The organism is Streptomyces sp. NPDC060002 (assembly GCF_042737245.1).
In the GTDB taxonomy this organism is placed as follows: domain Bacteria; phylum Actinomycetota; class Actinomycetes; order Streptomycetales; family Streptomycetaceae; genus Streptomyces.
Map to the genome: position 1 here is coordinate 107,759 of NZ_JBHWUW010000014.1, position 12,768 is coordinate 120,526.

Below are 12,768 nucleotides of genomic sequence, written 5' to 3' on the forward strand. Positions count from 1 at the left end.
GGGGAGCGCCCTCGTCGGGGCCGGAGTCGCCCTGGGGGCCGGGGTGTTGAGGCGGGCCCCCGGGGCCTCAGCGGCTGCCGTCGAGAATCACGCGCGCGACGAGCGCCGGATCGTCGTTCATCGGGCAGTGACCGCAGCCGGGCAGCCGCACCAGACGCGCGGCGGGGATGATCCGCTTGGCCCGGACGCCCTGGCGGCGCACGAGCAGCCAGTCGCGGGTGCCCCAGCCGAGCGTGACCGGAACTCCGGGGAGGTCGTCGGTGAACCGGACGCCGGCGCCGGCCCGCAGGGTCTGGTCGAACCCGGTGGCCCGGGCCAGCGTCTCGGCGACCACGGCCTCGGCTGAACGCCGGCTCGGGCGGGCGTAGATGGTGCTGGTGAGGGCCGTACGGCCGGCCGCCGTGCTCGCCATCCGCTCGACGAGGGGCAGCGGCATCCGGCGCGCGATCTGTCGCATGGTGAGCAGGACGCCGAAGGCGTAGCGCCGCTCGGCCTGCGACCAGAACCCGGCGGGGGACAGCGCGGTGACGGACCGTACGAGCTTCTCGCGGCCGAGTTCCAGGGCGAGCAGACCGCCGAGGGAGTTGCCCGCGACATGAGGGCGGTCGAGCTCCAGCGCCTCGCAGAAGGCCGCGAACACGGCAGCCGTCGTGGGCAGGTCGTAGGCCAGTCCGTCCGGCAGGGGCGGGGACACGCCGAAGCCGGGCAGGTCCACGGCGATGACCTCGCGCTCGGCGGCCAGGATGTCCACCACCGGGTCCCAGGCCTGCCGGTGGTGTCCGATGCCGTGCAGCAGGAGCAGCGGCTCGCCCCGGCCCACGCGCGCGTAGGAGACGGTGACGGGCAGCGGGCCACTGGGGGAGGGGACCGTGAAGGAGACGGTGGCGGACATGGAGGAGCTCCTCGACTGGACGGGCCGTGGACCGGCCGGCGGACGCCGTAGACAGCTTGTCAGCAATAGCTACCGACGGGTAGCCCCCGGGTCGCACCGCGCGCCCCCTGCGCCGCAGGGCGGCAATTACCAACCGGACCTTGCCGGAGTGTCACGAAAACGCGCCCGTACGAACGCCCCGTGAACGCTTTTCTGTCGGACGCCTGTCGGCCTCGAGAGGGATCGAGGATTGGTCTTGACCAAGGGTGGGGGCCGTCCTATGGTCGCAGAGAAGTACAACAACCTTTAATAAACAAAGGCGCGAAAAACGCCGCCGGACCACGGCGATTGCGGAGGACAGGGTGGGGACCACGCAGCTGGAATCGGTACCGGAACCGAAGTACTGGCATCTCAAGACCGTGCTCAGCGAGGCACTCGACTCGGAATTCACCGTCGGCGAGATCCTGCCCAACGAGCGTGACCTGGCCGCCCGCTTCGGCGTCGCCCGCGCCACGCTCCGCCAGGCACTGGAACAGCTCGAACTGGAGGGCCGGCTGCAGCGCCGGCGTGGCGTCGGCACCACCGTCGCGCCGCCCCGGATGGGCGTCGCCGTCGGCAGCGACCAGCAGGTCTGGCCGGGCACGGGCGACGACGCCTGGCAGGCCGTCGACTGCACGCTCGCGGCTCCGCCCGCGGTCGTCGCCACCGCCCTGGAGACCGCGCGCGACCAGGCCGTGCACATCGTGCGCCGCTCACGGGTCTCGCACGGCCAGCCCGTCGCCGCCGAACTGCTCTACGTCCCCGTGACGTCGGTGCCCGACCTCACCGCGATCGACACCCCCTCCGAGGCCGCACGCGCGCGTGCGGTGCTGCGCGAGCTCCAGCGCCTGGAACTGGAGGGCCAGGACCGCGCCGTGGAACTGGGCTCGGCGCGCGCGGACGACGCCCGGGAACTCGACCGGCTCCCCGGCGCCCCCGTACTCGTCGTCACCACCCGGTTCTTCGCCGGGGGACGCACCGCGGCGCTCTCCGTCGCCACCTACCGCGCGGACACCTGCCGGCTGACGTTCGGTGCGGCCGGCGGCGTGGAGATACACCATGGGCCGGAGCGCAAGGCCTCCTGAACAGCCCCGTCCGCCGCGGGCCGGATACGGCAGGCTCCCTGAACGGCCTGCACCCGGCACCGGCCGGACACCTCGACCGCGCCCCGGAACTCCGCCGGGGCGCGGCGCGTTTCACCGATGACGACCGGTCACCGCCGCGCCGTCACCGTCCCCTCGACCGCGAACAACTGCTCCTCGACATGGTCGAGGGCGAGCCGCAGCGCCCCCGTCGCCACCGCCGCCTCCCCGAGCAGCGACAGGACCACCTTCGGCGGGCGCAGACAGTAGCGCGCCAACTCGTTCCGCAGCGGCTCCAGCACACCGTCCAGACCGGCCGCCCAGCCGCCCACCACGACCAGCTCCGGATCGACCGCCAGGACCAGCGCGGCCACGTCGTGCACGAGCCGCTGGATGAAGCGCTCCACCGCCGCCCGGGCCTGCTTGTCGCCCTCGCGGGCCTGCGCGAACACCTCGGCGACCGCCTGCTCGTCCAGGGGATGCAGCGGCTCGTCCGTCATGGACAGCAGCGTCTCCGGTGTCACCTCCCGGCCCAGCAGATGCAGTGCGCCGATCTCCCCGGCCGCCCCGCCGTACCCCCGGTGCAGCCGGCCGCCGATCAGTGAGCCGGCGCCCGGGCTCAGCCCGGCCAGCACGAAGACGACGTCGTCGGACTCGGTGGCCGACCCCTTCCAGTGCTCGGCCACGGCCGCCGCGTTGGCGTCGTTCTCCACCAGCACCGGACACTTGAAGGAACGGCTCAGCCGCTCGCCCAGCCGCAGCCCCGTCCACTCGGGCAGCGCGGTGCCCAGCCGTACGGTCCCGTCCGCCTCCACGATCCCGGGCGTGGCGACGCCCACCGCCCGCAGCGAGCTGCGCGGGACGCCCGCCCGGCGCAGCAGTTCGGCGACGGCCGTACGCAGCCGCTCCAGCCGTTCGTCCGCGGGCGCCGCCTCGTCGACGTCCCTGGCCTGCGCGCCCAGCACCCGGCCGTCCAGGTCGGCCAGCAGCGCGGCCACCCGGTGCGAGCCGATCTCCAGCCCCAGCAGGTGCCCGGCCTCCGCCCGGAACCGGAACCGCCGCGCGGGCCGCCCCTGCCGCCGGGCCACACTCTCGTCGGCCGCCTTCTCGACGACGAGCCCCGCCCCGATGAGGTCCTCGACGACCCCTTCCACGGTCGGCCGGGACAGGCCCGTCACGCGGGTGATCTCCGTGAGCGTCGCGCAGTCCGCGGCACGCAGCGCGTGCAGCACCACCGCGGAATTGATCCTTCGCAGCAGCGAGGGATCCCCGCCGGTCAGCTGCCCCAACGTCCGTCCTTCCAGCTCGTGCGCGTGTTGGGCGGATCGTACTCGGCGGGGAGGACCCCGGCGAGAAAGGAATCCGTACCGATACCTACCGGGAGCGCGCTCACCCCGGCGCGACGAACCCCGGCGCGTACGCCGTGATCACCGCCTGTGTCCGGTTGCGCGCCGCGAGCCTCGCCGGTTGCGCGCCGCGCACCCGGTCCGGCAGGGGCCAGGAGCGTGTGGCGAAGGGACGCCCGAGCGGTCGGCGGACTGACGGTCCGCCAATTGTCAGTGGCGGCGGGTTTACTGGAGGTCATGGACATCGACAGGCACCTCGGGCCCGGTGACCGCACGACGGCCTTGGTGACCAGTCACGGCCTCGCGGTCACGGACGCCGCGGTGCGTCTCGCGGAGGTGGAGCGGTTCCACGAGGAGAAGGAACACCTGGCCGGGAAACTGACGGGGAGATGGGGAGATCCGTACCACGTAGGTCTGCAGACGGTCCGGCTGCGGACCGGGACCGAGGAGATACCCGAGCCCTGGGCCGAGCTGAGCCTCCGGGTGGCGGACGTGTACCTCTGGCGGGCGGAGGAGCAGGGCCGCTGGGTGGCCCTGGGTGTCGCCGACCTCGACCCGTGCGACGAGATCCGGCTGCTTCTGGTCGTCACCGGGACCGACCCGCCCTGAGGCCCCCGCACGAGGTCCTCAGCCCTCCGCCGCCACCCGAAGCCGCGCGAACTCCTCCGCCATCGTCGCCGCCGTCCAATGCGCGTTCAGCCCGCTGGGATTCGGCAGCACCCACACCCGGGTGTCCCCGATGACCCGCCGCTGCGGGCCCACCGCGGCCTTGCGGTCGTCGAAGGCCGCCCGGTACGCGGTCACGCCCACCACCGCCAGCCAGCGGGGCTTCAGCCGGGTCACCTTCTCCGCCAGCAGCCGTCCGCCGTCCCGGTACTCCCGCGCCGTGAGCTCGTCTGCCCGCGCGGTCGCCCTCGCCACCACGTTGGTGATGCCGAGCCCGTAGGACGGCAGCTCCTGCTGCTCCGCCGGTTTCAGCAGCCTCGGGGTGAAGCCGGACAGGTGCAGCACCGGCCAGAAGCGGTTGCCCGGACGGGCGAAGTGGTGGCCGGTCGCCGCCGTCATCAGGCCCGGGTTGATGCCGCAGAACAGCATGCGCAGGCCGCCCGCGACGACGTCCGGTACGAGACGGTCGCGGGCGGCCTCCAGCTCCGCCTGGGTGAAGCGCGTCAGAGGATTGCTCCGGGGGTGTAGCCGGCCGCCTCCGGACGCTGCTTCACGATCTCCTCGATCCGGCCGACGACCGTGGTCACCTGGGCCGCCGCGGCACCAGTGAAGGACAGCTTGTCGGCCATCAGCGCGTCCAGCTGGGCCCGGTCGAGCGGCAGCCGCTCGTCGGCGGCCAGCTTGTCCAGCAGCTCGTTGCGCTCGGCACCCTGCTCGCGCATCGCCAGCGCCGAGGCGACGGCGTTCTCCTTGATCGTCTCGTGCGCGACCTCACGGCCGACGCCCGCGCGCACCGCGCCCATCAGCACCTTGGTGGTGGCGAGGAACGGCAGGTAGCGGTCCAGCTCCCGGGCGACGACCGCCGGGAAGGCGCCGAACTCGTCGAGCACCGTCAGGAACGTCTCCAGCAGACCGTCGAGCGCGAAGAACGCGTCCGGCAGCGCGACCCGGCGCACCACCGAGCAGGACACGTCGCCCTCGTTCCACTGGTCGCCCGCCAGCTCGCCGGTCATCGACGCGTAGCCGCGCAGGATGACCATGAGGCCGTTGACGCGCTCGCAGGAGCGGGTGTTCATCTTGTGCGGCATCGCCGAGGAGCCGACCTGGCCGGGCTTGAACCCCTCGGTCACCAGCTCGTGCCCGGCCATCAGCCGGATCGTCTTCGCCAGCGAGGAGGGGGCCGCAGCGAGCTGCACCAGCGCGGTGACGACCTCGTAGTCCAGCGACCGCGGGTAGACCTGGCCGACGGACGTGAACGCCTGCGAGAAGCCCAGGTGACCGGCGATCCGGTCCTCCAGATCGCTGAGCTTCGCGGCGTCGCCCCCGAGCAGGTCGAGCATGTCCTGGGCGGTGCCCACCGGGCCCTTGATGCCGCGCAGCGGGTACCGCCCGAGCAGCTCCTCGACCCGGCCGTACGCCACGAGCAGCTCGTCGGCGGCGGTCGCGAACCGCTTGCCGAGGGTCGTGGCCTGCGCGGCCACGTTGTGCGAGCGCCCGGCCATGACCAGCTCGCCGTACTCGCCGGCCAGCTTGCCGAGGCGCGCCAGCACGGCCACCGTGCGGTCGCGGACGAGCTCCAGCGAGAGCCGGATCTGGAGCTGCTCGACGTTCTCCGTCAGATCGCGGGACGTCATGCCCTTGTGGACCTGCTCATGGCCGGCGAGGTCGTTGAACTCCTCGATCCGGGCCTTCACGTCGTGCCGGGTGACCTTCTCGCGTTCGGCGATGGAGGCCAGGTCGACGGTGTCGAGGACACGCTCGTAGTCGGTGATCGCCGCGTCCGGCACCTCGATCCCGAGGTCCTTCTGCGCCCGCAGCACGGCGAGCCAGAGCTGACGCTCCAGCTTCACCTTGTGCTCGGGCGACCAGAGCGTGGCGAGCTCGGCGGAGGCGTAGCGTCCGGCGAGGACGTTGGGGATGCGGGGCTTGGCGGGAGCGGAAGTCACGTGGACGGATTCTACTGGCGATTCGTGCAGGCCAGCGCCACGATTTTGTTCGGCGGAACCTACGAGACCGGCGTCACTTCGCCTGGTGCGGCGCGACGTCGGCGTCCGTGCCGAGCGGCACCCGGTGGTGCAGGCAGAAGCCGTGCGCGCGCTGCACCTGCGATTCGCCCGGGCGTCGCACGAGGCGGTCGACCGCACCCGGCTCCGGCGCGGCCCGCCTCGGCTCCGGCCGCGCCGCCGGTCAGCGGCGCGGCGTACGCGAACCGTCTGGCTAGGCCCGGCCCTCGTACGGCCGGCCCTCGTACGGCAGCAGATCGGGCCGTTTCGGCGGCAGACCGTCCCCGGAGGACCGGCCGGTCAGGCGGCGGCCTATCCAGGGGAGGAGGTACTGCCGGGCGAACCGCGCGTCCGCGACGCGCCGGGCGGCCCAGCCCGGAGGAAGTGTCGCCGGCATCGGCGTGTGCCACTCGGTGTCCTCGGGGTCGTGTCCGAGGCTCTGCCAGACCGCCTCCGCGACCCGGCGGTGGCCCTCCGCCGACAGATGCAGCCGGTCGACGTCCCACAGGCGCGGGTCGCCCAGCGACGGGGCGCCGTACAGGTCGACGACGAGCGCGCCGTGCCGCTGCGCCAGCTCCTCGACGTGCACGAACAGCTCTTCCATGCGGGGCCTGAACCGCTCCAGGACCGGCCCCTGCCGACCCGGGCTGCGCATCAGCACCAGCTCCTTGCAGGCGGGGGTGAGGCGTTCCACGGCCTCCGTCAGCAGGTCCTTCACACGGACCATGTCGCACTTGGGGCGCAGGGTGTCGTTGAGGCCGCCGACCAGGGTGATCACGTCGGCGCCCATCGCGGCGGCCACCGGCACCTGCTCCTCGACGATCTGCCCGATCAGCTTGCCGCGCACCGCCAGGTTGGCGTACCGGAAGCCGGGGGCGCGGGCGGCCATCCGCGCGGCGAGGAGGTCCGCCCAGCCCCGGTAGGAGCCGTCGGGCAGCAGGTCCGACATGCCCTCGGTGAAGGAGTCGCCGATCGCGACCAGGCTGGTGTGTGTGGGATTCGTCTGCATGGCGACATCGATGGTAGCCCGAGTCCCATACCCAGCGGTCGGTCACCTCCGGTTCCTCGGCCGCCCCCTCCCTGCCCCCCTACGCCGACCCCTTCGCGCGCTCACGCCCGCTGCCCGAACAGCTCCTGCAAGACGTCCTCCATGGTCACCAGGCCGGACAGCCGCCCGTCGGAGCCGAGCACGGCCGCCAGATGCGTACGGCTGCCCCGCATCGCGGTGAGGACGTCGTCCAGCGGTGTCGCCTCCCGCACACGCGCGATGGGCCGCATGTCGCCCAGCCGGAACGCCGTGTCCCGGGGCGAGGCGTCCAGGGCGTCCTTCACGTGCAGGTAACCGACGATCCTGCGCCCCTCGTCCACCACGGGGAACCGGGAGAACCCGGACTCCGCCGCCAGCTGCTCCAGCGCCTCCGGAGTGACGCCCACACGCGCGTAGACGACCCGCTCCAGCGGCAGGACGACATCCCGCACCGGGCGCCGGCCCAGTTCCAGGGCGTCGTGCAGCCGCTCCAGGGCGCGGTCGTCGATGAGACCCGCCTCGCCCGCGTCCTTGACGATCTGGGCGAGCTGGGCGTCGGAGAAGGCCGCGGCGACCTCGTCCTTGGTCTCGATCCGCATGAGCTTCAGCAGGGCGTTCGCGAAGGCGTTGATCGCGAAGATCACCGGGCGCAGCGCCCGGGCCAGCGTGACCAGCGGCGGCCCCAGCAGCAGCGCGCTGCGCACCGGCTCCGCGAGCGCGATGTTCTTCGGCACCATCTCGCCGAGCAGCATGTGCAGATAGGTCGCCACCGCCAGCGCGATCACGAAGGACACCGCGTGTCCCGCGCCCTCGGGCACGCCCACCGCGTGGAACACCGGTTCCAGCAGGTGCGCGATGGCCGGTTCGGCGACCACACCGAGGACCAGCGTGCACAGCGTGATGCCGAGCTGCGCGGCCGCCATCAGCGCGGACACGTGCTGGAGGCCCCACAGCACGCTCTTGGCACGCCGGTCGCCCTGGGCGCCCTTCGCGCCGCCTTCGAGGTACTGCTCGATCTGGGAACGGCGTACGGAGATCAGCGCGAACTCGGCGCCGACGAAGAACGCGTTGACGACGAGGGTCGCCAGTGCGATCAGCAACTGGACGGCGGTCACTTCCCGGCCTCCTGTTCAAAGCCCTCGGACGGGGCGTGCGGCGCGTGCAGCAGCACGCGCGCGGCCCGCCTCCCCGAGGCGTCCACCACGTCCATGCGCCAGCCCGCGACCTCCACGGTGTCGCCGACGGCCGGTATCCGGCCCAGCTCGGTGGCGAGCAGGCCGGCGAGCGTCTCGTACGGCCCCTCGGGGGTGTGCAGGCCCACGCGCGCGAGCTGGTCGGTGCGGGCGGCGCCGTCGGCCGAGTAGAGCGCGCGGCCCTCGTCGTCCTTGCCCGCGGCGGCCAGGTCGGACGTCTCGTGCGGGTCGTGCTCGTCGCGGACCTCGCCGACGACCTCCTCGACGATGTCCTCCAGTGTCGCGACGCCCGCCGTGCCGCCGTACTCGTCGATGACCACGGCCATGGTCCGCTTGCCGGACAGCCGGTCGAGCAGCCGGTCCACGGTCAGTGACTCGGGCACGAGGAGCGGCTCACGCATGATCTCCGAGACCGGCACGCGCGTCCGGCGCTCCGCCGGGATCGCCAGTACGTCCTTGATGTGCGCGGTGCCGACCACCGAGTCGAGGTTGCCGCGGTACACCGGGAACCGGGACAGGCCCGTCGCCCGGGTCGCGTTCGCCACGTCCTCGCAGGTCGCCGCCGTGTCGAGGGCGATGACCTGGACGCGCGGGGTCATCACGTTCTCCGCGGTCAGATCGGCCAGGTTCAGCGTGCGCACGAACAGTTCCGCCGTGTCCGCCTCCAGGGCGCCCTCCTTCGCGGAGTGCCGGGCCAGGGCGGCGAGCTCCTGGGGGCCGCGCGCGGCGGCGAGCTCCTCGGTGGGCTCCACGCCGAAACGGCGCACGATGCGGTTCGCGGTGTTGTTGAGATGGGTGATGAAGGGCCGGAAGGCGGCGCTGAACCAGCGCTGCGCGTTGCCCACCCGCTTGGCGACGGCCAGCGGGGAGGAGATCGCCCAGTTCTTGGGCACGAGTTCGCCGACGACCATCAGGAACACGGTCGACAGGGCCGTGCCCAGCACCAGCGCGACGGAGCTCGACGTGCTGCTGGACAGGCCGAGCGACTCCAGCGGCCCGGCGATCAGCTTGGCGATCGACGGCTCGGAGAGCATGCCGACCACCAGGTTGGTGACGGTGATGCCGAGCTGGGCGCCGGAGAGCTGGAAGGTGAGGTTCTTCACGGCCTTGAGCGCTCCTGGCGCGCCGCGCTCGCCGCGCTCCACCGCCCGTTCCAGTTCGCTGCGCTCGACCGTGGTCAGCGAGAACTCGGCGGCGACGAAGGCGCCGCACGCGAACGACAGCAGGATCGCCACCAGGAGCAGCAGGACTTCGGTCATCGGGTCACCTCCGTCCCATGATCGGGCAGGGCGGGGAGGGACGCGCGACGTCGCGTGGGGGTACTGGGAGGCTCGCCCATGGGCGGACGCTCACACCTTTCATGAAGTCATCAGGGGACCGCGCGGGTCATCCGCACAGTCCCCCAATGGTAAAGGATCGGCAAAAGAGCCCGTCCGGGGGCTCCGGTCAGTCGCTGAGCGGCTTCACCCAGCGCCGCCACTTCTCCTCGGGCGCGTACCCCGCCGCGCGCCAGGCATGATGTGCCGTTTCGTTGCGGGTGAGCACCATCGCGTCCCCGCGGCGCCCGCCCAGCCGTACGAACCGCTCCTCCGCAGCGGCCAGCAGCGCCGATCCGATGCCCTGGCGGCGGCGCTCCGGGTGCACCGCCAGGCGGTACAGATGGCATCGCCATCCGTCGAACCCGGCGATCACCGTCCCGGCCAGTTCGCCGTCCCGCTCGGCCAGGATCAGTGCCCCCGGATCGCGCGCGACCAGCCGCTCCACCCCGCTCCGGTCGTCGCTGATGCTCGTGCCCTCGGCGGAGGTCTTCCAGAAGGCCAGCACGGTGTCCAGGTCCTCGGGGCCGGCGGCCCGTATACGCAGATCAGTCATGGCCCGATCCCACCACGCGGGAAACCGGCCGGAACGCGAATTTCCGGCATGCGGACCACCCGCCGTGTAAGTGGCTGGAGTCCGTGCCGCGTTCGCGTCACTCGTGCGCGATCGCGGCCAGTACGTTCATCCGGGAGGCGCGCAACGCGGGCAGCAGCGCCGCCACGACACCGACGACCGCGGAGCCCACGACCACCGCGACGATCGTGCCCCACGGGACGGCGAGGGCCTTCATGCCCTGCAACTCCAGCACCTGCTGTATGCACACGCCCCACACCAGCCCGAGCGCCAGCCCCAGCACCGCGCCGAACACCGCGATCACGACCGACTCCAGCCGGATCATCCGGCGCAACTGCCGCCGGCCCAGCCCGATGGCCCGCAGCAGCCCGATCTCCCGGGTCCGCTCCACCACCGACAGCGCCAGGGTGTTGACCACACCGAGCACCGCGATGACGATCGCGAGCCCGAGCAGCGCGTACACCAGGTACAGCAGCACGGCGATCTGGTCGTGCACCAGCTTCTTGTAGTCGGCCTGGTCACGCGCCTGTACCTGCGGATAGGCGTCGAGCGTCCTCTCCAGGCGCGGACGCAGCTGCTCCCCGCTCGTGCCGGAGGCCGCGTTCACGTAGAGCGCCGAGTCCTGTCCGCCGGGCACGTACTTCTCGACGGTGGCGATCCCGAGGAACAGCCCGCCCTGCATGCCGAACCCGTCGCCGGCGTCCTGGTCGGTGAGCGCGCCGACCTTCAGCGAGGTGGTCCGGTCGCCGGGGAACTCCACCGGCAGCACGCTGCCCAGCCGGACCCCGTGGTCCTTGGCGAAGTCGACGTCCATGCCGATGGAGCCGTCGGCCAGCGCGGCCGCCGTGTCGCCCTCGGCGTACGTGACGTGCGCGACGTCGTCGACCCGGTCGTCGTAGCCGCTGGCGGTCGTCTCGACCCGCTTGCCGTCGGGCAGCCGTACGGCGAGCGGCGCGAACCGCTGCCGTACGACGAGGCCGACGCCGTCGGTGTCGCGCACCGCGTTAGTGACCTCTTGGGAGAACGGCGTGAAGTTGGCGTTCTGGACGACGAAGTCGGCGCCCAGCGTCTTGTCGATCTGCTCGTCGAAGGACTTGGACATCGAGGCGCTCGCCACCGACATCCCGCCCACCAGCGCGAGGCCCACCATCAGGGCGGCCGCCGTGGCGCCCGTACGACGCGGGTTGCGCAGGGCGTTGCGCTGGCTCATCCGGCCGACCGAGCCGAACAGCGCGGGGAAGGCGCCGCCGAGCACGCGGATCACCGGGCGGACGAGCAGCGGCCCCGCGATGACGGTGGCGATGAGAGTGAGAACGACGCCCAGGCCCAGCAGGGACGCGGCGGACGCCGTCTTCGAGGCGCTGACGCAGCCGGCCAGCGCCGCCACGCCCAGCGCGCCGACGACCGCGCCCACCACCGCGCGCACCTTCAGCGGCCGGCCCACTCCGGCGATGTCCGCGTCCGCGAGGGCCGCCATCGGCGACACGGTCGCGGCGCGCCGGGCCGGGAGGTAGGCCGCCACGAAGGTGACGCCGACGCCGACGACGTACGCCGACACCGGGGTCGCCCAGCCGACGACCATCTCCGTGGTCTTGAGGTTCATGCCGAACGCGCTCATGAGCTTGATCAGCCCGGCCGCCAGACCGATGCCGGCGGCCAGGCCGAGCGTGGAGCCCACGAGACCGAGCAGCACCGCCTCGGTGAGCACCGAGCGGCGCACCTGACGGCGGTCGGCGCCCAGGGCGCGCAGCAGGCCCAGCTCACGGGTGCGCTGGGCGATCAGCATCGAGAACGTGTTGACGATCAGGAACACACCGACCAGGACGGCGATCCCGGCGAAGCCGAGCATCACGTACTTGATCACGTCGAGGAACCCGCCCAGCGCTTCCGCCGACGACTGCGCCTGCTCGTCGGCGGTCTTCACGTCGTAGGGACCGGCGCCGATCGCGGCGGTGACGCGCCGTTCGAGCGCCGCGTCGCTCACCCCCTGCGCCGCGTCGACGGAGATGCTCGTGGCCTTGTCCGGCGATCCCAGGAGCTGGGTGGCGGCGGTCGCGGGGTCGAGGAAGACCAGGGCCGCGCCCGGGTTGGTGGTGGTGAAGGTGGCGATGCCGACGATCTTCACCTTGAACGAGCCCGGCTGGGCCATCACGGTGAGTGTGTCGCCGGTCTTCACGTGCTTCTTGTCGGCGGTGTCGGCGTCCAGCATGGCCTCGCCCGCGCCCCGCGGGGCGTGGCCGGAGGTCAGTCTCACCGGGCTGCGGTCGGTGACGTACCAGTCGGTGGCGATGGTGGGCGCGCCCGTGGTCGGGCCGACGGACTTGTTCTCGCCGTCCACGACCGTGATGTTCTCCACGCTCACGTCCGCGTGGGTCGACGCGACCCCGTCGACGCGGGCCACCTCCTTGGCGAGCGAGGCGGGCACGGTCTGCACCGCGCCGGTCGGCACGGACGCGTTCAGGTCGTCAGCGGGGCCGACCGTCACATCCGCCGACGTGGACGCGAAGAGCCGGTCGAAGGTGCGCGTCACGGTGTCGGAGAAGATCAGGCTGCCCGCGACGAACGCCACCGACAGGACGACGGCGAGTGCGGACAGCAGCAGCCGCCCCTTGTGCGCGAGGAAGCTCCTGAGGGTGGCTTTCAGCACCGGA

11 protein-coding genes are annotated in these 12,768 nt (G+C 72.4%); 2 read left to right on the forward strand and 9 right to left on the reverse strand.

Features of this window, described 5'->3' with window-relative positions:
* Positions 1-67: 67 nt before the first annotated feature.
* A complete protein-coding gene (locus tag ACFWBD_RS15750) occupies positions 68-892 on the reverse strand; it encodes an alpha/beta fold hydrolase (protein ID WP_385667143.1) in 825 nt (274 codons plus the stop codon).
* A gap of 341 nt (positions 893-1,233) precedes the next feature.
* Here ACFWBD_RS15750 and ACFWBD_RS15755 point away from each other — a divergent pair, with 341 nt between their 5' ends.
* Complete coding sequence (locus ACFWBD_RS15755; RefSeq protein WP_385667144.1) at positions 1,234-1,995, forward strand: GntR family transcriptional regulator; 762 nt, start codon at positions 1,234-1,236, stop codon at positions 1,993-1,995.
* 128 nt (positions 1,996-2,123) lie between these two features.
* Here the strand turns inward: ACFWBD_RS15755 and ACFWBD_RS15760 are convergent, their stop codons facing one another.
* Entirely contained in the window at positions 2,124-3,281 is a 1,158-nt protein-coding gene (locus ACFWBD_RS15760; protein ID WP_385667145.1) for an ROK family transcriptional regulator, read from the reverse strand.
* Between the two features lie 294 nt (positions 3,282-3,575).
* Between ACFWBD_RS15760 and ACFWBD_RS15765 the strand changes: the two genes are divergently transcribed.
* Complete coding sequence (locus ACFWBD_RS15765; RefSeq protein WP_385667146.1) at positions 3,576-3,947, forward strand: hypothetical protein; 372 nt, start codon at positions 3,576-3,578, stop codon at positions 3,945-3,947.
* A gap of 18 nt (positions 3,948-3,965) precedes the next feature.
* Here ACFWBD_RS15765 and mug read toward each other — a convergent pair whose 3' ends face one another.
* The 7 genes from mug to ACFWBD_RS15800 all read right to left on the reverse strand — a co-directional run bounded on the left by mug (position 3,966) and on the right by ACFWBD_RS15800 (position 12,764).
* Positions 3,966-4,511, reverse strand: coding sequence for a G/U mismatch-specific DNA glycosylase (mug, locus tag ACFWBD_RS15770; RefSeq protein WP_385667186.1), 546 nt, complete (start codon positions 4,509-4,511; stop codon positions 3,966-3,968).
* Positions 4,508-5,950, reverse strand: coding sequence for an adenylosuccinate lyase (purB, locus tag ACFWBD_RS15775; RefSeq protein WP_385667147.1), 1,443 nt, complete (start codon positions 5,948-5,950; stop codon positions 4,508-4,510). Before purB ends, mug begins: the two co-directional genes overlap by 4 nt.
* A 271-nt stretch (positions 5,951-6,221) precedes the next feature.
* Positions 6,222-7,016: an SGNH/GDSL hydrolase family protein gene (locus ACFWBD_RS15780; protein ID WP_385667148.1), complete on the reverse strand. Its 795-nt coding sequence runs from the start codon at positions 7,014-7,016 to the stop codon at positions 6,222-6,224.
* Between the two features lie 101 nt (positions 7,017-7,117).
* Complete coding sequence (locus ACFWBD_RS15785) at positions 7,118-8,149, reverse strand: hemolysin family protein (protein WP_385667149.1); 1,032 nt, start codon at positions 8,147-8,149, stop codon at positions 7,118-7,120.
* Entirely contained in the window at positions 8,146-9,486 is a 1,341-nt protein-coding gene (locus ACFWBD_RS15790) for a hemolysin family protein (RefSeq protein WP_385667150.1), read from the reverse strand. Before ACFWBD_RS15790 ends, ACFWBD_RS15785 begins: the two co-directional genes overlap by 4 nt.
* 187 nt (positions 9,487-9,673) lie before the next feature.
* A complete protein-coding gene (locus tag ACFWBD_RS15795; protein WP_385667151.1) occupies positions 9,674-10,099 on the reverse strand; it encodes a GNAT family N-acetyltransferase in 426 nt (141 codons plus the stop codon).
* A 97-nt stretch (positions 10,100-10,196) separates the two neighbouring features.
* The gene (locus ACFWBD_RS15800) at positions 10,197-12,764 is read right to left on the reverse strand and encodes an ABC transporter permease (RefSeq protein ID WP_385667152.1); all 2,568 of its coding nucleotides are present in this window, start codon (positions 12,762-12,764) and stop codon (positions 10,197-10,199) included.
* Positions 12,765-12,768 lie beyond the last annotated feature (4 nt).